The following is a 25,090-nucleotide window of genomic DNA, read 5'->3' on the forward strand; positions in this document are numbered from 1 at the left end:
CACCACGAAACCCCCACCTGAAACCCCGCCACCCCGGAATGTAGTGCTAACAAACCCGTGCCACTCCGTAACAGTCTGTTACAGAACAGCTTTTTCTCGGGCACTGTTCAAGTTGGGCCTGAAGCAGGTCGGCCCGAAGACCTGCCGCAACGAACTGCTCCTGCTCCGCCACGTCTTCGAGATGGCCGTGAAGGAATTCGGCATCGAGGGCCTGACCAATCCCGTGGCGAGGATTTCCTTGCCCTCGCCGGGCAGGGCCCGCGACCGCCGGCTCGAAATGGGGGAGGCCGAACGGCTGCTGGCCGCCGCCCAAAGGGACGAGAACATCTGGATCGGTGCCTTGATCGCGCTCGCCGTCGAAACCGGGGCGCGGCGCGGCGAACTCGCCAACCTGACCTGGGAGGATGTCAGTCTCGGCCGCCGGACGGCGGTCCTTCGCGATACCAAGAACGGCGACGACCGCGTCATCCCCCTCGGCAGCAAGGCGATCCGCATCCTGGAAGGCCTCCCCAGGAACATTGACGGGCGGGTCTCCTCCTGAGCCCGACGCGCCCGCGAAGCCTCAGGTCACCCGCAGGACCGGTTCGGTCTGGCATCTCGTCGAGGCCATGACCAAGGCGGCGGCCATCACGGAAAACACGTCGGGGGATGGCTCGGTTCACGCATCGGCCCGTCCCAGTAACGGGGAGAGCCCTGAGACGGTCGAAGGGAGCGGCCCATGACCACGGGCATGAAGGTTCACGCATCTGATCCGGCGCCGGAGACCCTCGAGCAATACGACCGGATCGCCCAGCGGCTCCGCGAACAAGCCGCTCGCCACCATGGGGGAAACGGCTCTCGTCAATTGACCCCGCAAGAGATGGTCAGCTGGATGATCGCGAGGAAGCCCGACTGGACGGCCGCCACTTGGCGCCTCTACAAGGCGGCGGCCTGCCATGACTTGGCAAAGGAAGATGACCAGGCTTCCCAAGCGGCCCTGGCCCGCCTCAAGGCCGAGCCGCAGACGGGCGTCCGGAAGCGCTCAACCCGGACATCGACGATCAAACAAAAGAGCTTGCCGCCCGAGGACCTCGAGAGTCTCGTGGACCACCTTCGCGCGACGCACCCAACGGAGTCCGGCAAGAACCTCGTCCACTTCCTGGTCGCCGGCATCGCCACCGGACTGCGCCCCGGCGAATGGCGCCATGCGAGCTGGGTGCCGTGTCACCGAGACACCGGCCAGCCGGCCTTGATCGTCAGGAACGCCAAACACTCCCAAGGGCGGGGTAACGGTTTCGCCCGGACCCTGCACCTCGGCCATTTCGATCCCTGGCTCCGGCACCGGATTCAATCGGTCGCCGAGCAAGCGGCCGAGGCCGAGGCGGCGGGAGGGTTCGAGACCTGGAAGGAGACCCTGCGGAAGGCCCTCTATCGCGCGACGAGGAAACTCTGGCCCGATCGTGCCCGGCACATCGCGCTCTACTCGACCCGCCATCAATGCGCCGCCAACCTCAAGCAGGTGTTCGGCCGGTCTGCGGTGGCGGCCCTCCTGGGCCACGCTTCCGCCGAAACCGCGGGTCGCCACTACGCCCGCCGCTACCAGGGCCGGGACAGCCTCTTCCCCGTCAAGTCCGACCCGGAAACCGAAATCGTCCCGGCGCCAGCCCCCGCCGAAGTCGCCACCGTCCGGGCGGCAAGGCCGCCTCTCAGAAAAATGAGTCGGGAAGAACCCGACACCTCGCCATCGGGCTGAGGGGTGGGGCTGGGCCGGCTTCACCACCCGCGACATCAAACGCTGCTAGGCCACAGCCCCTGGATGAAAACCAGTTCAGACAGTCCAGGCGCAAAAAGGCTCAACCACCAGATTTTGGATTATCCCGGATTTCCCAGATGCTCGCGCTATTTCGTGACGACGACGACCGAACCGGATATAGCAATCAAAGGGGTATGGGTGTTTATAGGTGTGGTTATGGGGGGGGGGAAGCTCCGTGGCGGCCTGCCGCGAGCATTACAGATCGGCCAAAATATCGGCCAACCGGCCTAGCTAACGTCGAATTTCCCGTTTAGCATCACCGTATTATGATTCGCAAAGCATCGGCCAATTTGGAGATTGTTGAAAGCGTGGAGCGCATCGAGCCCGCGCGCCTGGAAGAGGTGCCGGAAGCACTCTCCGACGTAATCGCCGAGCTTGCCGCCGCATCGGTCAGGCTGGGGCATACCCTTCATCCCCGCACGGCGGCCAACCTCGCCGGACTGGTGCGGATCATGAACAGCTACTACAGCAACTTCATCGAAGGGCACCACACGCGGCCACGGGACATTGAACGCGCGCTCTCGGGCCAGTTCGACAGTGACCGGGAACGACGCAACCTTCAGATGGAGGCGGCGGCTCATGTCCGTGTACAGGCCGAGATCGACCGCATGGCCGCCGCCGGGAGTTTGCCGGACCCCGTGTCTACGGAGTTCATCCGCTGGCTTCATCGGGAATTCTATCGCGATGCGCCGCCGGAAATGCTCGTGATCCGGGGAGCCGGCCGGGAATTCACTATGACGCCGGGGGAATGGCGGTCTACCCCAGAACACGACGTGGCGGTTGGGCGGCACCTACCGCCGTCAAGCGGACGGGTCGCGGCGTTCATGGACCACTTTGCCCAGCGCTACCGCTTCGAGCGCCTTGGCAAGGCCGCCCGCATCACCGCCATCCCGGCAGCCCACCACCGGCTCAACTTCATCCATCCGTTTCCCGACGGCAACGGCCGGGTCGCACGCCTGATGAGTCATGCCATGGCGCATGTGGCTGGCATCGGCGCCCACGGCCTGTGGTCGGTTTCGCGCGGACTCGCGCGCGGCATCGACAGCCGAGGCGACTACAAGCGGATGATGGATCATGCCGACATGCCCCGCCAGGGGGACATCGATGGCCGGGGCAATCTGTCGCAGCGCGCGTTGATCGACTTCATGCTTTGGTTTCTGCGCGTATGCCTCGACCAGATCACGTTCATGGATGGCCTGTTTGAACTTGATACGCTATCCCGTCGCCTACGCATCTTTGTCGAGCGCAGCGAGACCCTGAAGCCCGAGGCCGCCCGGCTTCTCGAAGAAGCGCTGATCCGTGGGGAATTTGAACGAGGGGACGTGCCGCGCATCACCGGCCTGCCGGAGCGGACGGCACGGCGAGTATTCAACGACGTGATGGCCTTCGGCCTGCTGGCGTCGGACACGCCGAAGGGAAAGGTGTCGCTGCGCTTCCCCGTCGAGATGCTCGACATCCTTTTCCCAAAGTTGTTCCCTGAGACGTAACCGCTCGCCGGTTCTGCCGGCGCGCCCCTCGCGGGTGCGCCCTCGGGGGGGAGGCCTCCTTTTTCCAGCCTTGGGCCGTATATTATGGAGGGAAAGCGCCGACGTGCTCATTGGCGACCGCAGACTCTGCGAATACCTTCTTGCCTCTTTCCTGTCTGGTTTCCGCAGTGCCTTGCGGGAACTCTAGGCTCGTCAAATCCGGATGGGTCCGCAACTGCGGTGTCGTCGGTTGCGCGCCCCCGCAACCAATAAATGGCCCGCTAAGTCAACCACTTAGCGGGCCGTTCCATGTCCGGAACCACGCCTGAAAATCCCCCTTGCTCCAATTCCGCTCCACGCCGCTTGCCCGGAGCGATCCCCGATCCGATGTCCCGCAAATAGCCAACCGATGGGAATTGTTCGCTTTTGGCCGGACCGCCGTGATCTTGTTCGGAAATCCCCGGTCGCGAGTCAATGTCTTGGGCGGGTGGCATTATGCGCCATGCGCCTCTTGGTCAGGCGGGTGGGCGCGGCGGCCAGAGGGTCGTCGGGCCAAGGGTGTTTGGGGTAGCGGCCCTTCATCTCGGCCTTCACGGCCGCGTAGGAGCCCTTCCAGAACCCGGCCAGATCGCGGGTTGCCTGCAGCGGCCGCCCGGCGGGCGACAGGAGGTGAAGCAGCACCGGCACCGCTCCCCCGGCCACCCTTGGCGTATCCGCCTGGCCCAGCATTTCCTGCAATCGTACCGCCAGCACTGGCCCGCCGTCCGCCGTGTAGTCGAGGAGAATGCGCGATCCGGTGGGTACCGTCAGGTGGGAAGGCGCCGCGTCGTCCAGCAGGCTCCGCAAGTCCCAGGGCAACAATGATTCCAGGGCGGCGCGCAGGTCCAGACGGCCGAGTTGGCTACGTCGGGCTATGCCCTCCAGGAAAGGCGGCAGCCAAACCCCCACACCCGTCGCCAGCGCGACATCGGAAATGTCGGGCCAACCCTTGCCGCCATGGTCCAGCCGGCGCATCAGCGCCACCCGCGCCTGCCATTGGCGCAGTTCCGGCGTCCATGGCAGGACATCGATCCCCAGCTGCCCCACCCCTTCCGCCATGGCTGCGGCGATCCGGTCCTTCGGCGCCCGGTCCCAGGGTCCCTCGTCCAGCACCAGCGCTCCGAGCCGACGGCGGCGGCGGGACAGGACGGCTTCCTCGCGGACGTCCCATTCGACCACGGCTTCTTCGCCGATGTCGGGGCCGAACAGGTCCTCGACTTCGGTCAGGGCCAGCGGGGCGGCGAGGAAAATCCGCCCTTCCGGCCCGGCCGCGTCGACATCGGCCACCGCCAGCCAGTCGGCGGCAGCCAGCGGATCGGTCTCGGACAGGCGGGCGCCGCGCCCGTTGCGCATCAGGAACCTTCCGATGCCACCCGGCCGCCGCTGGGCCAGGCGGTCGGGAAAGGCCAGGGCGAGCAGCCCGCCGGCTGCATCCGCGCATCCCGTGGAACGGCCATCGATGCGCAGCCGGCCGCGCCAGACCTCGGAGGCGGCGCGGGCCCGCTGCAACGCGCCCCGATGCACCTCGGCCCGTCCTTCGCCGTGCAACACCTCCAGGCGATGGCGAAGATCGGCGTCGCGGCCGCCTGCCAGGATATCTCTTTCCTCCAGCAGGGCCGCCAGATCGCATGCCAGGCCGCCCATCCCCTTTTCCTTGCCGGCCAGCACCATATGGGCCAGGCGCGGATGGACCGCCATCCCCGCCATGGACTCGCCCTGGGACGTCAGGCGTCCGTCGCCGTCCAGCGCTTCCAGGTCGGCGAGCAAGTCCCTCGCCTGGGCGAAGGCGGCGGCAGGGGGCGGGTCGAGCCAGGCGAGCCCTCCTGGGTTGGCAGCCCCCCAGCGCGCTAGATCGAGAGCCAACGGGGCCAGGTCGGCGTCCAGGATCTCCGGCCGGTCGAAGGGCGCCAGGGCCGCCTGTTCCGCCGCCGGCCAGAGACGAAAGCAGATGCCGGGCTCCAGCCGCCCGGCGCGCCCGCGCCGCTGCTCGGCCGATGCCTTGGAGATGCGCACCGTCTCCAGGCGGGAAAGGCCGCTACGGGGATCGAAGCGCGGGGCCCGCCTGAGTCCTCCGTCGATCACCACCCGCACGCCCTCGATGGTCAGGCTGGTCTCGGCGATGTCGGTAGCCAGCACCACCTTGCGGACACCGTCGGCCGCCGGCCGGATGGCTGCGTCCTGTTCCGCCGGGCTCAGCGCCCCGTATAGGGGAGCGATGCGGACGCCCTCCGGCAAGTCGCCTTCTTCCAGCAAGGCTTGGACGCGGCGGATTTCCCGCTCGCCGGGCAGGAAGGCCAGCAGGCTGCCCATCTCGTCCCGCAACGCCTGACGGACGGCCGTCGCCATCGCTCCTTCCAGGTTGCGGGTGGCCGGCCGGTCAAGATGATGGACCGCGACGGGGTGCATCCGGCCTTCGCAGCGGATTTCCGCTACGCCGCCCATCAGGCGGGCCACCGCCGCCCCGTCCAGGGTCGCCGACATGACCACCAGCCGCAGGTCGTCGCGCAGGGCTGCCTGAACCTCCAGGCAAAGCGCGAGGCCCAGGTCGGCCTGGATGCTGCGTTCGTGGAATTCGTCGAAGATCACCGCCGCCACCCCTTCCAGGGACGGGTCGTCCAGCAGGCGCCGGGTCAGGATGCCCTCGGTCACCACCTCGATTCGAGTGCGGGGGCCAACCGCCGATTCGAGCCGCACCCGGAAGCCCACGGTTTCTCCGGGCGTCTCGCCTTTCAAGGCGGCCATGCGCCGCGCCGCCGCCTTGGCTGCCAACCGTCGGGGCTCCAGCACCAGGATGGTGCCGTCGCCGCGCCAGGGCTCGTCCAGCAAGGCCAGGGGCACCAGGGTGGTCTTGCCGGCTCCCGGCGGTGCCTCCAGAACGGCGGCCCGGCCCTCGCGCAGAACCTGGCGGAGCCGGGATAGAACTTCGGCGACGGGAAGCGGGGAAATATCCATGCGCCCCGTTTATACCACCCTCGGGGGCGAGGCAGGACAACGAATCCAGGCTATTGACCCGCATCGTCGAGGATTGCCGGGACGAATATCCGGTCCGGGCTCTTTGTTCCGCTCTCGGAGTGTCGCCTTCCGGCTATTACTACGGCTGGCGGTCCCGGCCCCCGAGCGCGCCACGACCGAGAACCAAAGGCTGCTCGGCGATATTCGCAAGCGGCATGATCGGCATCGACGGCGCTATGGGGTTCCACGCATGCATGCCGCCCTCGGAGACGAAGGCTGGACGGTGAGCCGGGGCCGGGTCGCCCGCCTGATGCGCCGCCACGGCATCCGGGCCGCAAAGCCCAAGGCATTCCGGGTCTGCGCCACGGACAGCAACCATGGCCTGCCGGTGGCCCCGAACCTGCTGGACCGGGATTTCTCGGCGGAAATGCCGAACCGCGTCTGGCTGGCCGACATCACCTACATCCCGACCGACGAGGGCTGGCTGTACCTGGCCGTCGTCCTGGACCTGTTCAGCCGCAAGGTGGTCGTCTGGGCCATGCGGGATCACTTGCGCACCGAAGGCCGCCCTGGCCATGGCGATCCAGCGCCAGAAGCCTTTGCCCGGCCTCGTCCATAATTCGGATCGCGGCAGCCAATACGCCTCGCTCGACTACAGGAACACCTTGAAAAGCAAGGGAATCACCGCGTCCATGAGCCGCAAGACCAACTGCTGGGACAATGCCCCCATGGAGAGCTTCTTCGGCAGCCTCAAGACCGAGCTGGCCCACGGACAACGATACCGGACCCGCGAAGAGGCCAGACGGGATCTGTTCGCCTATATCGAAGGATACCACAATCGCCTGCGGCTCCATTCGGCCCTCGGGTACATCGCCCCGATCCAGGCCGAGCTTCAAGCCGCGTAAACCGGTGTCCGCTTTTTCGGGGAAAGGTCACCCCCACCCCGCCCCGGAAAATCGCACGGCCGGCCCCCGCCTTTTTCCTGTTGCATCGGCCGTGCGGCCGGATAACTCTGTGGATCCTGCGACGGCAACAAAGAATAGGGGGAGTATCGAGCATGGGCACCAAGGCGCCGTCCGCGCCCCGTTGCGCGGTTTTCGTCGGACCTTACCTGAGCGGCAAGACGACGCTGCTGGAGAGCGTCCTCAAGGCTTGCGGGGCCACCAATCGAAAGGGCTCCATCAAAGAAGGCAACACGGTCGGCGATACTTCGCCCGAGGCCCGCTCCCGGCTGATGAGCACCGAGCCCAACCTGGCTTCCACCGAATACCTGGGCGACCGCTGGACTTTCGTCGATTGTCCGGGGTCCATCGAACTGGCCCAGGACGCCCAGAACGCCCTCATGGTGGCCGATACGGCGGTGGTGGTGGTGGAACCCGACGCCACCAAGGCCGTGGCCCTGGCGCCGCTGTTCAAGTTCCTGGACGACCATGCCGTCCCCCATATCATCTTCATCAACAAGGTGGACGTGGGTTCCACTGGCATCCGCGAGACCGTGGAGGCCCTCCAATCCGTCTCCGACCGCCATCTGGTGCTGCGCGAACTGCCGATCAAGGACGGCGACGGCATCGTCGGCATGGTCGACTTGGTCAGTGAGCGCGCCTTCCGCTGGGAACCGGGCAAGCCCTCCGAGATGATCAAGCTGCCCGACATGCTGAAGGACATGGAAGGCTCCGCCCGCGCCGAGATGCTGGAGGAACTGTCCAACTTCGACGACCACCTGCTGGAGGAACTGCTCGAAGACACCGTTCCGTCGACGGACGAGATCTACGGAAACCTGACCAAGGACCTGCAGCAGGACTTGCTGGTCCCCGTCTTCTTCGGCGCCGCCGAGAAGGACCGCGGCATCACCCGCCTGCTGAAGGCGCTGCGCCACGAATCCGCCGGCCACGAACAGGCGGCCCGGCGCCTGGGCGTCGACCCGGAAGGCGAGCCCAAGGCCACCGTCTTCAAGACCCAGCACGGCAGCGGCACCGGCAAGCTCAGCTTCGTCCGCGTCTGGGGCGGCGAGGTCAAGGAAGGCGACAACCTGAATGGCAACCGGGTGAGCGGCATCTACCGCATGATGGGCGCCCGCCAGGACAAGCAGCCAAGGGCCGGCGCCGGCGAGGTGGTGGCTTTCGGGCGCATGGAGGACATTCATACCGGGACTCTGCTGTCACCCTCGGGCAAGGCGGAACATGCCGACTGGCCAGCCGCCTTGACGCCGCTCTATTCCATGGCGGTGCACGCCGACAACAAGGCGGACGAGGTGAAGATCAGCGGCGCTTTCCAGAAGCTGGTCGAGGAAGACCCCTCGCTCAGCCACGAGCACAATGCCGATACGGGCGAACTGGTGCTGCACGGTCAGGGCGAGGTGCACCTCCAGATCGCCATCGAGCGGCTGCGCAACCGCTACAAGCTGGGCCTCAAGGGGGTCCATCCCCAGGTCGCCTACAAGGAGACCATCCGCAAGGCGGCCACCCAGCATTCCCGCCACAAGAAACAGTCGGGCGGCCACGGCGAATTCGCGGACGTGCATCTGGAGGTCAAGCCCCTGCCGCGCGGGTCCGGATTCGTCTTCGACGAAAAGATCACCGGCGGCGCGGTGCCGCGCAACTATATCCCGGCGGTGGAACATGGCGTGCGGGAATTCCTCTCCCGAGGTCCGCTCGGCTTTCCGGTGGTGGACATGGCCGTCACCTTGACCGATGGCCAGTTCCATGCGGTGGACAGTTCCGATATGGCGTTCCGCAAAGCGGCCCAGCAGGGCATGCGCGAGGCCATGCCCAACTGCCAGCCGGTACTGCTGGAGCCGGTCAACAAGGTCGCCATTGCCGTCCCCACCGACTTCACTTCCAAGGTGCAGCGGCTGGTCAGCGGCCGGCGCGGCCAGATTCTCGGCTACGACGCGCGACCGGGCTGGAAGGGCTGGGACGAGGTTCAGGCGTTGATGCCGGCCTCGGAAATGCACGATTTGATCGTCGAACTACGGTCCATGACCCTGGGAGTCGGTACCTTCACGGCCGCCTTCGACCACCTGCAGGAACTGACCGGCAAACTGGCCGACGATATCGCGGCCCGCCGCAACGCCAACAACGGCGCCCATTAGGGATCGGGCGCGGCCGTAGTACACGGAGGCCGCGCCCAACCCGCGCAAACAAGATTACCCACGTGATCTTGTTTTGGACGGTTCTTGACGGCTTTCCTTGTTGAGGCCTAGAATCAAACTGGGATGGACTACGCCCAATGTTCACCATGGGGCGAGCGGTCGGAGCGCGAGTGATTCTCACCATCACTCCGGTCCGGACGTTCCAGGCGGTGGACCAACGAGGCGCGGCCATCGGTGCGTTGTGGGAGAACCTTTTATAGAGTCGGAGGTGTATCGTGGCAGGTCCATCGCTTTTCGGAGCCCTCGCAGGAGGGACGCCGCAGGTTCCGGCTCCCGGCGGCACGGCCGCCAGCACGGCGGGACAGCCCATCGGCGTGGTGGAGAAACTGGCCGGTCAGGTCTTCGTGACCCATGCCGACGGTACCCGTGGTCAGCTTCATGAAGGCGATCCGGTCTTCCAGGGCGACGAGCTGCAGACCGGCGCCAGCGGCGGCATCGGCATCGTGCTCGCCGACAAGACCACCTTCTCGATGGCACAGAACGGCCGCATGGTATTGGATGAAATGGTCTACGATCCGGCATCGCAGTCCGGGTCGGTCGCCATGTCGGTCATGCAGGGCGTCTTCACCTTCGTCAGCGGCCAGGTCGCCAAGACCGACCCCGACGCGATGGCCATCCAGACCCCGGTCGGCACCATCGGCATCCGCGGCACCCAGGTGGGCGTGGACCTTTCGCCCGGGGGCGAGATGTCCGTGGTCCTGATGGAGGAACGCGACGGTCTGGTTGGCGAGGTGGTGATCGCCAACGACCACGGCGTACAGGTTCTGAACAGCGCCTATCACGGTGCCCGGATCGGCAGCTTCATGGCGGCGCCGTCGTCCATCTTCAGCATCGGCATGGGCGACGTGCTGGACGTCTTCGGCAACAGCCTGTCGCTGTTGCCCGTCGACGCCAATCCGACGGCCAACGATTACCGCGATATCTTCGAACGCGTCGGCTCTCTGGGTGAAGACCTTCTCGCCGCCGAGCACACCATGGTCGAGGTGCGCCACGATTCCGGCGCCGACCTGGCCCGCATGGAAACCGCGGCCGGTCCGAACGCGGCCGGCGCGGCCCACGAATCCCCGACCCTGTACCAATCCGACGTCTCCAAGGCCCACGAGACTTTCCGTCCGGTCGTGCAGATCCTGCCCGAGGAGGACGGCCGGACCATCGAGCGCCTGGACGACTCCGGAAGCCAGATCATCACGCGGGATTCGGACCCGATCACGGCGACTGAATCCGAGACGGTCGTCACGGCCATCCACGGTAGCGGCCGGGTGGTCGGCACCGATGGCGACGACGTGATGTTCGGCAGCACCGGGACCGACGTCCTGGTTGGCGGCGCGGGCGACGACGTCGTCGACGGTGGCGCGGGCGACGACATCCTCGTCGGCGGCAACGGCGCCGGCTTCGACACTTACATCGGTGGCACGGGCATCGACACGGTCACCTTCCAAAGCTCCACGCAGGGCGTGGTGGTCGATCTGTCCAAGATCGAAGGCGCTTCCACCGATGCCAATGCCCGTCCAGACGCGGACGCGGCAGGCTACATCGACACCGATCGGATCGAGGGTGTGGAAAACGTCCTCGGGTCCACCCACGACGATGTCATTTCCGGCAACGCGGCGGCCAACGTCCTGATCGGGTCGGGCGGCGACGACGTCCTGACGGGCGGCGCGGGCGACGATCTGCTGGTGGGCGACAACTTGGCGCTGGCCGGCTTCGTCGGCAGCGAAGACCTGATCCACCTCGACATGACGGCGGCGGCCGGTTCCGACACGGCCACCTTCACCGGCAACCTGAAGGACTACACCCTGGTGGTCGATGCGGCCGCCGGCACGGTGACGGTCACCGACACCTTGGGCCGCGACGGCACCGACACCCTGGTGGGCATCGAGAACCTGCGCTTCGCCGATGGCACCTTCACCGTGCAGCAGGCCCTGGATTCCCTGGGCGCGGTCATCGACGGCGGCGCGGGCGACGACGTGATCGCGGGCGGCGCGGGCGACGACGTGATCGCGGGCGGCGCCGGCGACGACGTGATCGAAGGCGGCGCCGGCGACGACGTGATCGAAGGCGGCGCGGGCGACGATACCATCGACGGCGGGACCGGTAGCGACACCATCGACGGCGGCACCGGCGGCGACACCATCTACGGTTCCGAACAGGGCGATGTCCTGGCGGGCGGCGACGATGCCGACACCATCTACGGCAACGCCGGCAACGACTCCATCGAGGGCGGCGGCGGCGACGACTTCATCGATGGCGGCACGGGCGCCGATTCCATCGACGGCGGCGCGGGCAGCGACGTCATCCTCGGGTCCGAGGAAGGCGACGTGCTGAAGGGCGGCGACGATGCCGACACCATCTACGGCAACGCCGGCAACGACATCATCGAAGGCGGCGGCGGCGACGATACGATGTTCGGCGGGGACGGCGACGACGTCCTGGACGGCGGTGCCGGCAGCGACGTCATCGACGGCGGCAGCGGCAGCGACAAGGCGGTGTTCGCCGGCGCCCTGGCGGATTACGTGGTGACCGTCGACGCGGCCACCGGCGAAGCGATGGTCGCCGGGGCCGACGGCACCGACGTGCTGAGCGGCGTCGAATACCTGCAATTCTCCGACGGCACCTTCTCGGTCGCCGAAGCGGCCGACCGCACGGCTTCCGCCCCCACCCTCGAGGTCGCCGCGGCGAGCGGCGCCGAGGACTCGGCCATCGCCCTGGATATCGGCGCGGCGCTGACCGACGCCGACGGTTCCGAGACCCTGTCGTCGATCACCATCGGCAACCTGCCGGCCGGCGCGACGCTGTCGGCCGGGACCGACAATGGCGACGGCACATGGACGGTGACGGCCGGGCAGCTTGATGGCCTGAAGGTCACGCCGCCCGCCGATTTCTCCGGGGCCATGGAACTCTCGGTCGCGGTGACCGCAACCGAGGCCAGCACCGGCGCCCAGGCGACGACCTCCGCCACCATCACGGTGGACGTGGCGGGCGTGGCCGACCGGCCCACCCTGGCCATCGGGGGCGAGGACACCTTCACCCTGGCGGCGCAGAACGAAGGCGGGACTTCCGCCGCCTTCCACAATGCCTACGGCTATTACGCGATGGACGAAAACGGCCATCCGGTCCAGGGCGGCATCATCTGGTCGGATACCCGGAGTCATATCGGCGAGACCGCGGCGATCGAAGGCCTTGATCCGGCTTCCATCGGCTACTTCGTCATTCCGAACGGCGGCGCCCTCAATGCCGGAATCTCCGACGGCATGGCGGTGACCTTCGCCCAGGACGCCCAGGGCCGCTGGACGGTCGTCGGGCCCGACGGGCAGACGCTGCAGGGCGAGTACGCCAAGGCCTTCTTCAGCGATCCGGCGCTCAATCCGGACGGCATGGACCATCTGGTCGACAACGCGGTGGTCGGCACCCAGAACTGGGAAGACCTGATCCGGCTGGGCGACCGGGACTTCAACGACGTCAACGTCGACGCCTCCTGGCAGGCGGCGCCGGTGTCCGGCGACGAGGACACGGCCATCGCCCTCGACATCGCGGCGGGCCTGACCGATGCCTCCGAGACCCTGACCGTCACCATCGCCGGCGTGCCGGCGGGCGCCAGCCTGTCGGCGGGCACCGACAACGGCGACGGCACCTGGACTCTGTCCGGCGGCGACTTGGCCGGCCTGACCGTCACGCCGCCCGCCGATTCAAACGCCGACTTCGCCCTGACGGTGACCGCGACGGCGACCGACGGGGCCGACATCGCTTCCACCGAACCGGTGGTGCTGAACGTGCTGGTGACCGGCGTGGCGGACGAGCCGACGGTCAGCGTAACGAACGTCACCGGCGCCGAGGATGCGGCCATCGCGCTGAATGTCGCGGCGGGCTTCGGCGATTCCATAGACCTGTCGGAAACCCACGGCATCGTCATCTCCGGCCTGCCGGCCGGGGCGGTTCTTTCCGCCGGGACCCCCAATGCGGACGGATCGGCCTGGACCCTGACCCCGGCCCAGTTGACGGGTCTGACCGTCACGCCGCCGTCCGACTATTCGGGCAGCTTCGATCTGACGGTGACCGCGACGGCTACCGAAAACGACGGCGACGTGGCAAGGGCTGCCGCCTCCTTCACCGTGACGGTGACGCCGGTGGCCGATGCGGTCACCGTGGCGGCCGAGGACGCGGCGGGCCTGGAAGACACCTGGATTCCGCTCGACATCTCGGCGGCGGTGGGCGATGCGGGCGAGACCCTGTCGATCTCCATCGCGGGCCTGCCGGACGGCGCGATCCTGTCGGCGGGCACCGACAACGGCGACGGCACCTGGACCCTGGCGCCCGGACAGCTTGACGGCCTGGCCATCAAGCCGACGGCCGATTCCGACGCCGACTTCGCCCTCAGGGTGACGGCGACCTCGACGGACGGCACGGGCACTTCCAGCGCCGCGACCACATTCGACGTGACGGTGACCGGCGTGGCGGACGAGCCGACGGTCAGCGTAACGAACGTCACCGGCGCCGAGGATGCGGCCATCGCGCTGAATGTCGCGGCGGGCTTCGGCGATTCCGTCGACCTGTCGGAAACCCACGGCATCGTCATCTCCGGCCTGCCGGCCGGGGCCGAACTGTCGGCGGGGACCGACAACCTCGACGGCACATGGACCCTGACCCCGGCCCAACTGACGGGCCTGACCGTCACGCCGCCGTCCGACTATTCGGGCAGCTTCGATCTGACGGTGACGGCGACGGCCACCGAGAACGACGGCGACGTGGCAAGGGCGGCCGCCTCCTTCACCGTGACGGTGACGCCGGTGGCCGATGCGGTCACCGTGGCGGCCGAAGACGCGGCGGGCCTGGAGGACACCTGGATTCCGCTCGACATCTCGGCGGCGGTGGGCGATGCGGGCGAGACCCTGTCGATTACCATTGCCGGCCTGCCGGACGGCGCGATCCTGTCGGCGGGCACCGACAACGGCGACGGCACCTGGACCCTGGCGCCCGGACAGCTTGACGGCTTGGCGGTCAAGCCGGCGGCCGATTCCGACGCCGACTTCGCCCTCAGGGTGACGGCGACCTCGACGGACGGCGCGGGCACCTCCAGCGCCGCGACCACCTTCGACGTGACGGTGACCGGCGTGGCGGACGAGCCGACGGTCGGCGTAACGAACGTCACCGGCTCCGAGGATACGGCCTTGGCCTTGAACATCTCCGCCGGCCTGGGCGACCTGGACGGCTCGGAAAGCCTTAGCCTCGTCATCTCCGGCCTGCCGGACGGCGCCAGCCTGTCGGCGGGTACCGACAACGGCGACGGCACCTGGACCCTGACCCCGGCCCAGCTGGCCGACCTCAAGCTGACGCCGCCGGAAAACTACAACGGCGAGTTCGCTCTCCGCGTGGTGGCGACTTCGACCGAGGCCGAGGGCGATACCGAAACCGCGGAAGCCTCCTTCACCGTCGCGGTGACGGGGGGGGCCGATGCGCCGACCCTGATCGTGACCGATACGGCGGGCCTGGAAGACCATGCCATCCGGCTCGACATCGCGGCGGCGCTGACCGATGCCGGCGAGACCCTGTCGATTGTCGTCGGGGGCGTTCCGACGGGCGCCAGCCTGTCGGCGGGCACCGACAACGGCGACGGCACCTGGACCTTGACGGCCGAACAACTGGACGGCCTGTCCATCACGCCGCCGGCCGATTCCAACGAAGACTTCGCGCTGACCGTCACCGCCACCTCGGCGGACGGCACCAGCACCGCCAGCACCACGGCGACCGTCACGGTGGCGGTGACCGGCTTGGCGGATGCGGTCGGGCTTGCGACCGGCAACGAGACGGTGCACCTGGACGTGGGCGCCAACGACACCCTGGTGGGCACGGCGGCGGGCGAGACCCTGTCGGGCGGTGCCGGTAACGACGTGCTGCGCGGCGAGGCGGGCGACGACGTGCTTTACGGCGACGGGGCCAATCCGACGCCGGCCCTGGTGGCCCTCGATATCGCCGCCAGCTTCGGCGACAGCCTCGATTTGTCCGAGACCCACAGCGTGACCCTGTCCGGCCTGCCGGCGGGGGCGACGCTTTCGGCCGGGACGCGGAACGCCGACGGCAGCTGGACGGTGGCGGCCGATCAGGCCTCCGGCCTGACGTTGAGCATTCCGGGCAGCGTGACGAGCGGCTTCCAGATCGCCGTGACGGCGACGGCGACCGAGAACGACGGCGACGTGGCGACGGCGGCGGGCACCATCGACGTGGCCTTCACCGGCGCGCCGGCCGGCAACGACGTGTTGAGCGGCGGCCTGGGTGCCGACCGCCTGTACGGCGGCGCGGGCGACGACACGCTGAACTATTCGACCGATGCCACCTGGAGCGGCATGGGGGCCCAGAACGCGGGCAGCCCGGGCGCGCCAGGGACGGGCGAAGTGGTGAGCATCAACGGCCTCGGCCGCAGCCATGACCTGTTCGACGGCGGCGCCGGCACCGACACCCTGGTGCTGGGCGGCGGCAATGAAGCCGTGTTCCTGGAAGATACCTACAGCCCGAACGGCACCGCGGCCCGCATCGCGGGTATCGAGGTGATCGACGCGGGTGCCGGCAACGACGTGGTCGACCTGACCAGCAGCCGCTTCTCCTACGGCGACGTGACCATCGACGGCGGCGCCGGCAACGACCTGCTGTGGGGCAACGCCGGTAACGATTCCATCGTCGGCGGCACGGGAGACGACCGCATCGACGGCGGCGCGGGCGCCGACCGGGTGGATGCGGGCGTGGGCAACGACGTGGCGGTCTTCACCGCCAGCCAGAACGCGACGGGCGGGCGCGACTTCTATGAAGGCGGCGCGGGTACCGACACCTTGCGGGTGATGCTGACCCAGGCCCAGTTCGACTCGGCGGCCTTCCGGGCCGACTTGGCGAACTACCGGGCCTTCCTGGCCGGCCATAGCGATCCGAACAGCCCGTCGGGCCAGGGCGACAGCTTCCAGTTCCAGAGCCTGAACCTGGATGCGCGGAACTTCGAAAAGTTCGAGATCTACGTGAACGGCACGCCGGTGGACTACGTGGCCAGCGCGCCGACCCTGACCGCGACCGACGCGGCGGGCCTGGAAGACACGGCCATCCCGCTCGACATCGCTGCGGCGCTGACCGATGGCGGCGAGACCCTATCGATTGTCGTCGCGGGCGTGCCGGCGGGCGCCAGCCTGTCGGCGGGTACCGACAACGGCGACGGCACCTGGACCCTGACCGGGGCCCAGTTGAACGGCCTGACCGTTACACCGCCGGCCGATTCCAACGCCGACTTCACCCTGACGGTGACGGCGACGTCGGCCGAAGGCAACATCGACCAGGCTTCGGTGACGGCGACCCTGGCCGTGACGGTGACCGGCGTGGCGGACGAGCCCACCGTGACCGTCAGCGACGCCAGCGGCACCGAGGACCGGGCCATTGCGCTGGATATCGCCTCCGGCCTGGGCGACCTTGATGGTTCGGAAAGCCTGAGCCTTACCATCGCGGGCGTTCCGGCGGGCGCCAGCCTGTCGGCGGGCACCGACAACGGCGACGGCACCTGGACCCTGACCCCGGCCCAGTTGACCGGGCTCAGCATCACGCCGCCGCTGAACTATGCGGGCGCGTTCGATCTGTCGGTGATGGCGACGGCCACCGAGAACGACGGCGACACCGAAACCGGCGCCGCCAGCTTCACCGTCACGGTGGCGGGCGGAGCCGATGCCCCGACGCTGGCCGTCCGGGATGCTGCGGGCCTGGAAGATTCCGCCATCGCCCTGGATATCGGGGCGGCGCTCACCGACCTGGACGAGACCCTGTCGATCATCGTCGGCGGCGTTCCGGCGGGCGCCAGCCTGTCGGCGGGCACCGACAACGGCGACGGCACCTGGACCCTGACGGCGGCCCAACTGGATGGCCTGAAGATAACGCCGCCGGCCGATTCCAACGCCGACTTCGCGCTGACCGTCACCGCCACCTCGGCGGACGGCGCCAGCACCGCCAGCACCACGGCAACCGTCAACGTCGCCGTGACCGGCGTGGCGGACGAGCCGGCCCTGGCGAGCGCCATCGGCGTCGGCGTGGTGCAGGAAGGCGACAGCAGCATCACGGTCGTCAACCACGGCAGCGATGCGGGCTTCAACAATACCTACGGCTACTATCTGCTGGACGATCAGGGCCGGCCGACCTCGGGCGAGATCATCTGGGCCAACGTGAAGACCACGGTGGGCCAGAGCTTCACCCTGGACGACGTCGATCCGGATCGCGTCGGCTTCTTCCTGCTGTCCGACGGCGCGGGCGAGAACAGCGGCCTGACCGACGGCATGGACGTCACCTTCGCCCAGGACGCCACCGGAAAGTGGCAGGTGCTCGATCCGTCCGGCCGGGCGCTGCGGGCCGATGCCAACGGCGGCCTGTTCTTCACCAACCAATCCCTGAACGCCGACGGCGTCGACCATGAACGGGACAGCGGCGCGGCCGGCAGCCAGAACTGGGAAGACATCAAGAACGGCGGCGACTTCGACTACAACGACGCCAACTTCAACGTCACCAGTCGCGACGAGGCGGGCGCCATCCAGTTCTCGCTGGATATCGACGCCGCCCTGGCCGACACCGATGGCTCGGAGACCCTGTCGGTGACCATCGCCGGCCTGCCCGAAGGCGCCAGCCTGTCGGCGGGCACCGACAACGGCGACGGCACCTGGACCCTGTCGCCCGCCCAGTTGACCGGCCTGACCCTGACGGTGGCCGACAGCCTGAGGACCGACTTCGATCTCACCGTCACCGCCACCACCACCGAAAACGACGGCGATACGGCGGCGGCGGTGCAGGTGCTGACCGTGCCCATGGGCGAGTACGGCGAACCGGTGGCGCCGGTCGTCACGGCGGCCGATGCGACCGGCCGCGAGGATACGCCGATTGCGCTCGACGTGGATGCCGCCGTGTCCGGCGGCGAGACGGTGGCCGAAGTCGTCGTCAGCGGCTTGCCGCAAGGCGCTTCGCTGAACGTCGGTACCCGCAACGGCGACGGCACCTGGACCCTGCGTCCGGCCGACCTCGACAGCCTGCGGGTGGTGCCGCCCGAAAACTACAGCGGCACCTTCGACATGCAGGTGACGGCGATTTCCAGCGATGGCGGCCGGGCCACCGAAACCCTGGCGGTGACCGTCGAGGCGGTGGCCGACCGGCCCGATCTGGCGGTGGCCGACACCTCCGGCGAGGCCGGAGAAGCCATTCCGCTCGACATCGCGGCGGCTTTGACCGACCTGGACGGCTCCGAAACCCTGTCCGTCACAATCGCGGGCGTGCCGACGGGCGCCAGCCTGTCGGCCGGCACCGACAACGGCGACGGCAGTTGGACGCTGAGCGCCGGACAACTCGACGGCTTGACCATCAAGGTTCCGGAACCCGAGAAATCCGAGTTCCAACTGGGCGGGTCCAGTTCCGGCAGCGAGTCGGGGACCATCGGCGCTTGGTTCCAGACCGTCGACGGCCATGACATCACCGTGTCCGCCTTCGCCAAGAACGGGCGGCCGGCCGAAATCGACGCCGACGCCGGGCGTGGCATCGGCGTGGAAGGCCTGGGCGATTCCGAAATCGATGCCGAAGGTTCGGGTTCCGAATCCATGATCGTCGACTTCGACGGCATGCTGGTCGACAAGGCCGAGGTCGGCATCCGCGCGCTGTTCATCGAAGACAAGGGCAACGGCCACTTCGGTGCCGAGGAAGGCCATTGGGAGGCCTACCGGGGCGACGAACTGGTGGGCAGCGGAGACTTCGAGGCCCAGGCCGGCGCTTCCGACGGCCGGCTGTCTCTGGATATCGCGGTGGACGGCGGCTTCGACAAGCTGCGCTTTACCGCGGTGGGCAACCACAGCGACTACCTGCTCGAATCCCTGAAGGGCGAGACCGGCGGCGAGACCGCGGCCCCCGACGCCTTCGACCTGACGGTCACCGCGACGGCCGTGGAACCCAACGGCGATCTGGCCACCACCACGGCCACCCTGACCGTCGATCTGGGCAGCGGGACCGACGACCATTGCGGCCTCGACGTCATCGGCGACGTCATGCTGGGCAATACCGTCGTCATCGACGGTCAGCAGTTGTCCACCGATAATCTGGTCTTCCAGGACCACGGCCGCCACGACGACGGTGGACGCGTGGTTGGCTCGGGCGAGGGCCGCTACGACGATGGCGGCGACCAGGATCGCCACGGCGGCGGCTCCGGCTACTCGCTAAGCCGGGGCGACAGCGGCCATGGTGGCGGAGGGCCAGACGGCAACGACCACCGGAACGGTTCCTGCTGATTTCCGGATCGGCGGAAGATGATCCCCAGCCCCCGCCCGGTCTCCGGGCGGGGGTTTCCCTTGCAATATCTGGTGGGCAGGGCCGATCTGACGCCCTTAATGTGGGCTATCCATTTGATATTATGGGATAGTCTTGACGGCGACGGCCTCATCCCTATGCTTACCCGGCGCCATCCTGGGGGAGTCCATGAAGATCGATCGCCGTACCGTCGAAAGCCTTGCCGCTGGCGAGCGTGAACAGGTGCTCTGGGATTCGGACTTGCCCGGCTTCGGGTTGCGGATAAAGCCCTCGGGCCTGCGCTCCTACATCATCCAATACCGGGACGCCCAGGGGAGATCCTGCCGGGCAACCTTGGGCCGCCACGGCCCCCTGACCCCCGACGAGGCTCGCAAGCTGGCCGAAGCGCGCCTCGATGCCGCCCGCCATCCGGCAACCCGCTCGGTGGAAGCGCGCCGTCCGGCGCGCCGCGGCGATACCTTGCTGGCCTTCTGCGAGCGCTACATGGAGCAGCATGCCCTGCCCAAAAAGCGGCCGCGTAGCGCGAAGGAGGACAGGCGCCTGATCGACGGACGCATCCTGCCCATGCTGGGGGGCCTAAGGATCGACCGCGTCGGCGTGGCCGAGGTCAAGTTCCTGCACGAATCCCTGCGCGGCACGCCCTACGAGGCCAACCGTACCCTTGCCCTGCTGCGCAAAATGTTCAATTTGGCCGAAGACTGGGGCCTCAGGGCGCCGCGCAGCAATCCCTGCAAGCAGGTGGAGCCTTTCCCCGAACAGGCCCGTGCCCGCCGCCTGGGGGGGCCGGAACTGGCCAGGCTGGGCGCCGTGCTGAAGGAGGCCGAGACCAAGGGGCGCGAGGATGTGACGGTCTTGTCCTGCCTGCGCCTGCTGCTGCTTACGGGCGGGCGAGTGTCGGAGGTCATCGGGCTGCGCTGGGATCACGTGGATTGGGAAGGCAAGGCACTGCGGTTCGAGGACCCGGACGGACTCGAGCCGCCGCGCAGGGTGCCCCTCGGCAAGGCGGCCCTGGAGACCATCGCCGACCTGCCCTACGTCTCCGACTACCTGCTGCCGGCGGTGACCGACATGGATCAGCCCCTGTCGGTTTCCACCCTGGAACACGCTTGGCGGCGGCTGCGCGACCGGGCTGGTCTGAAGGGCGTGCGGCTGCACGACCTGCGCCATACCTTCGCTTCCCTGGCCACCGACGAAGGTTTCGACGAGCCCTTGCGGGGGACCTTGATGGGCTACAAGACCATTCAGGCCGCCAGCCGCTTCGCCCGCCCCCAGCCGCGCCGTCTGCGCGAAGCTGCAGAAACCGTCAGCCAGGGCCTGGCCGCCGCCCTCGCCCCGCCCCGGCGGGCGAGGAAGAAGGAAGCGTCCTGAGCGACAACACTGGACAGGACTAGGGGTTTTTGCTAGCCGGTAGTTTCCCGGAGGTGGCCATTCGGCCGTAGGAGGGCGTCGCCATGAAAAAGGACTTCAAGGTCCTGCTGATCAACTGCAACACCATGTTAGACACGCTGGTCACCGCGGGGATCGGCATCCTGGCCGCTTGCCTGCGCGAGGTCGATGTCGAGGTGAAGCTGTTCGATACCACCTTCTACAAAACCGCCGACATCACCGGCGACGAGGCCCGCGCCGCCGCCCTGCAGGTCAAGAAGACCAGCTTCGCCGACTTGGGGATCGTGGCCGAGGAAGAAGACGTCTTCGACGCCTTCGCCCGCACGGTGGCGGAATACAAGCCCGACCTGATCGGCCTGTCGTCCATCGAAGTCACACAGCCCCTGGGGATGGCGCTGTTGCGGCGCATCCAGGGGTCGGGCGTGCCGACCATCGTCGGCGGTCCCTACGCCACCTTCGCCCCCGACATCGTCATCCGCGACCCGTCGGTCGACATGGTCTGCGTCGGCGAGGGCGAACTGCCCTTGACCGAACTCTGCCAGCGCCTGCGCAACAACATGGACTACACGGACATCGGCAATCTGTGGGTCAAGAAGGACGGCAAGCTCTACAAGAACCCGGTGCGGGCGCCCGTGGACCTGGAACGCCTGCCCGACCAGGATTGGAGCGTCTACGACCCCCGCCGCTTCTGGAAGCCCATGGGCGGCAAGATTTCGGTCACCGGCACCTTCGAGATGAACCGCGGCTGTCCCTACACCTGCACCTTCTGCATCAACTCGGGATTCGACAAACTCTACGGGGAACACGGCGGCTACTACCGCGAACAGGATGTGGTCCGCCTGGTCGACGAGATGGCCCGCAAGAAGGAACAGTTCGGCCTCGCCTACGTCTATCTGGTGGCCGAAAGCTTTCTGACCACGACCCGCTCGCGCATCGAAACCTTCGGCAAGCTGTTCCACGAAAAGGTCGGCTTGCCCTTCTGGGTGGAGGCCCGTCCCGAGTCCGTGACCCCGGACAAGGTGGAACTGCTGAAGGAAATCGGTTGCGAGGGCCTGAGCGTCGGCGTGGAAAGCGGCAATTTCGACTTGCGGCGCAGCATGCTGGGCCGCAACGTGCGCGATGACGTCATCATCCGTGCCTTCGACCTGCTTCGCGAGTCGGGCATCCGGGTTTCCGCCAATAACATCATCGGCTTCCCGACCGAGACCCGCGAGATGGTCTTCGACACCATCCGCCTCGACCGCCGGCTCAATCCCAACGGTGTGATGGTCAGCTACTTCAGCCCCTACAAAGGCTGCACGCTCCGCGAAGTCTGCGAACTGGAAGGCTACATCCAGGACGAGGATATCGCCATGGACTACCGGCTGGGGCCGACCATGGACATGCCGCAGATGTCGGCCGAGGCCCTGCGCGGCCTGCATCGGACCTTCCCGCTCTACGTCAAGTTCCCGGAAGACGAATGGGAAGGCATCCGCGAGGCCGAAAGCTTCACTCCCGCCGGCAATGCCGCCTTCCAGAAGTATTCGGAACGCTACGTCCGCGAATTCATGAGCTGACCATGGCCAAGGTCGCCGTCCTGGGAATGGGCACCATGGGCCGCGAGATGGCCCTGCGGCTGCTGGGCGCCGGCCATGACGTCACCGTCTGGAACCGCAGCCGCGCCAAGACCGAAGGTCTAGGGGCCGCGGTGGCCGATACCCCGGCGCAGGCCGTCAAGGGGGCCGAGGCCATCGTCACCATTGTGTCCGACGATGCGGCTTCCAAGGCCGTGTGGCTGGGCCCGGAAGGGGTGCTGGCCGGCCGGCCGGCCCGCAACGCGGTGGCGGTGGAAAGTTCCACCCTGTCGCGGGGCTGGATGCTGGAACTGGCCGCGGCTGTCCAGGGCGTCGGCCTGCGCTTCCTCGACTGCCCGGTGACCGGCGGCCCCGACGGCGCGCGGGAAGGCCGGCTCACCCTGCTGGTGGGGGGTGAGAATTCGGTGCTGGAAGCGGCTTGGCCCATTCTTTCGGCCTATGCGGCCCGCCACATCCATTTCGGCCCGGTGGGGGCGGGGACCGCCTACAAACTCACGGTCAACATGATCGGCGCCGCCCAGGCGGTGGCGGCCATGGAAGGCTATCTGGCCGCCGTCAAGGCCGGCCTGGACCCGGAAACGGTCTGCGAGGCCCTGTCGTCGGGCGCAATCGCCAGTCCCATGGTCAAGTACCTGGTGCGCCGCCTGGTGGACGGCGATCATGCGGATGTCTACTTCTCCACGGTGCTCCGCCACAAGGACGCCCGCTACGGCTTGCGGCTGGCCGCCGAAGTGGGCCAGGCCGCCCCGGTCAACGCGGCCGCCGCCGAGGTCTTCCAGCAAGCCCTGTCGAAGGGCTACGGCGACCTGAACGAAAGCATCGTGGTGAAAGTGCTGAGGTAAAGAGCGGCGGTCGCGCGGAAAAGAAAAGCGCAATCTATATCGGTCGCGCGATTCGTGATACCATGTCCATCCTATCTCATTTGGGTGGGCCTCGCCATGGGTATCACGGAGATGTTCGGGAGATCGTCGGGCGGAATCGCGGACGGGAAGACCGGCCCCAAGCGAACGGACCAATTCCGTTGGGAACGCCACCGGATCGGCAAGTTCCTGTTCCTGTCGATTTTTCTGGTTTCGGTTCCGCTGATCCTTCTGGGGGGATCGTTCGGGGTTCCCGCAAGTTTGCGGTTTCTCGGGCTGTCGGCGCTGATCGCCAGCGCGGCCTTTGCCGTCGGGGCATTCTTCGGTTTCCTGTTCGGCTATCCCAAGGGCAATCCGGATGCCGAGAAAGCGACCCCCGAGGGTCCCAGTGCGACGGTTACCAACACCAACCTCGACCAGATTTCCGACTGGCTCACCAAGCTTCTGGTGGGCGCCAGCCTGGCCTCCCTCGCCAAAGTCCCGGATTTCCTGAAAAACACCTCCGACTGGCTGGGAAGGTATCTCGACGCGACTTTGGTGGGGGCGAACGGCGATGGTCCTGCCCTGACGCTGGGGGCCGGCGTCGCGCTGGTCCTGGTCGTCCTGTACTCCGTCTTCGGGTTCTTGTCGGGCTTCCTGTTGTCGCGCCTGTGGCTTCAGGGGGCTTTCGAGCGGGCCTCGTCCGATGCCTCCGGAGCCGACGTCGTCGCCAGCCTGCCGGCGACGGAAGTGGATGGCTCTCCCATCGACCTGCAGGCGGCGGCCCGATATCTGCCTCAGGAGGAGCGGAAGCGGATCGAGGCCCTCGCCAACATCTCGCTCGATACGGTCAAGACCGCCGACGAGAAGGCCAGCATCGGCCTTGCCCTGGCGGCCCTGGGAAAGAAGGACGACGCGGAAAAGGCACTGCGCGAGGCGGCGTCCCTGAACCCCATCCACAACCTCAAGCTGGCCGTGCAGTACTTCGCCCAGCGGAAGTACGAGGCGGCCGTCGGGGTCCTCGAACCGATGGTCTCGCTGGCCATCGCGACAATTCCGGAACCGGAAAAAAGCCGGATCGTCACCTACGCCATGCTGGGAGCCCTCTATCTGCCGCCGCCGACGGGCTATGAGAAGGTTTTCAAGATTCGCGGCAAGATGCCGAAGGAATGGCTTACCGGCGAGCCCCATCTGGTCCATCGGTTCCTTGCCTGCGCGAATGGCCAGAAATACAAGTACCTCATGGGTCAGAGCGCGACTCCGGAAGCCGATCTCCAGGCGATCGCCGATCAGGCCTACGAGCATGCGGCCAGCGCCATCGCGTCGGCCCCCGCACAGTTACGGGAAGCGGAACGCCAATGGATTAGGATATTCCTCAACCCCCAATCCGACGACCCAGACCTGTCTGCCTTTGCGGACGACCAGCGGTTCAAGGACTTGGCGGCCTGACGGAGCCTAAGGCGGCGGAGTGTTGCCGCATTCGGGGTTGGCCCGCTGAACCAGGCGGTCGCGGGGCAGACCGTGGGCGGCCAAGGCCTCGATCAGCGCCGCGGCTTGGCGGCGGCCCTGGGCGGCGGCTTCCGCGGGGGTGGGGGCGG

General features: G+C 67.6%; 10 protein-coding genes and 1 pseudogene. 10 read left to right on the forward strand and 1 reads right to left on the reverse strand.

Annotated elements, in window-relative coordinates; genetic code table 11:
* Positions 1 to 112 precede the first annotated feature (112 nt).
* From H7841_13245 to H7841_13255, 3 genes are all read left to right on the forward strand, one after another.
* Positions 113 to 541: a site-specific integrase gene (locus H7841_13245; GenBank protein ID MEO5337837.1), complete on the forward strand. Its 429-nt coding sequence runs from the start codon at positions 113 to 115 to the stop codon at positions 539 to 541.
* A gap of 177 nt (positions 542 to 718) precedes the next feature.
* A complete protein-coding gene (locus H7841_13250; protein MEO5337838.1) occupies positions 719 to 1,732 on the forward strand; it encodes a hypothetical protein in 1,014 nt (337 codons plus the stop codon).
* 326 nt (positions 1,733 to 2,058) lie between these two features.
* A complete protein-coding gene (locus H7841_13255) occupies positions 2,059 to 3,279 on the forward strand; it encodes a Fic family protein (GenBank protein ID MEO5337839.1) in 1,221 nt (406 codons plus the stop codon).
* A gap of 450 nt (positions 3,280 to 3,729) precedes the next feature.
* Here H7841_13255 and hrpB read toward each other — a convergent pair whose 3' ends face one another.
* Positions 3,730 to 6,249, reverse strand: coding sequence for an ATP-dependent helicase HrpB (gene hrpB / locus H7841_13260; GenBank protein ID MEO5337840.1), 2,520 nt, complete (start codon positions 6,247 to 6,249; stop codon positions 3,730 to 3,732).
* 86 nt (positions 6,250 to 6,335) lie between these two features.
* Here hrpB and H7841_13265 point away from each other — a divergent pair.
* The 7 genes and pseudogenes from H7841_13265 (at position 6,336) to H7841_13295 (ending at position 24,941) form a co-directional block, all read left to right on the forward strand.
* A pseudogene (locus H7841_13265) lies at positions 6,336 to 7,154 on the forward strand (IS3 family transposase).
* A 152-nt stretch (positions 7,155 to 7,306) separates the two neighbouring features.
* The gene (locus H7841_13270) at positions 7,307 to 9,340 is read left to right on the forward strand and encodes an elongation factor G (GenBank protein ID MEO5337841.1); all 2,034 of its coding nucleotides are present in this window, start codon (positions 7,307 to 7,309) and stop codon (positions 9,338 to 9,340) included.
* 275 nt (positions 9,341 to 9,615) lie between these two features.
* Positions 9,616 to 19,674, forward strand: a complete 10,059-nt coding sequence (locus tag H7841_13275; protein ID MEO5337842.1) for an Ig-like domain-containing protein — start codon at positions 9,616 to 9,618, stop codon at positions 19,672 to 19,674.
* 187 nt (positions 19,675 to 19,861) lie between these two features.
* Positions 19,862 to 21,061 carry a site-specific integrase gene (locus tag H7841_13280; protein ID MEO5337843.1) on the forward strand — a complete coding sequence of 400 codons (1,200 nt, stop codon included), beginning with the start codon at positions 19,862 to 19,864 and terminating at the stop codon, positions 21,059 to 21,061.
* A gap of 83 nt (positions 21,062 to 21,144) precedes the next feature.
* Entirely contained in the window at positions 21,145 to 22,635 is a 1,491-nt protein-coding gene (locus H7841_13285) for a B12-binding domain-containing radical SAM protein (protein MEO5337844.1), read from the forward strand.
* Between the two features lie 2 nt (positions 22,636 to 22,637).
* Positions 22,638 to 23,495: an NAD(P)-dependent oxidoreductase gene (locus H7841_13290; protein ID MEO5337845.1), complete on the forward strand. Its 858-nt coding sequence runs from the start codon at positions 22,638 to 22,640 to the stop codon at positions 23,493 to 23,495.
* 96 nt (positions 23,496 to 23,591) lie between these two features.
* The gene (locus tag H7841_13295; protein ID MEO5337846.1) at positions 23,592 to 24,941 is read left to right on the forward strand and encodes a hypothetical protein; all 1,350 of its coding nucleotides are present in this window, start codon (positions 23,592 to 23,594) and stop codon (positions 24,939 to 24,941) included.
* The last annotated feature ends 149 nt before the right edge of the window (positions 24,942 to 25,090 follow it).

Source organism: Magnetospirillum sp. WYHS-4, from assembly GCA_039908345.1.
Lineage (GTDB): Bacteria > Pseudomonadota > Alphaproteobacteria > Rhodospirillales > GLO-3 > JAMOBD01.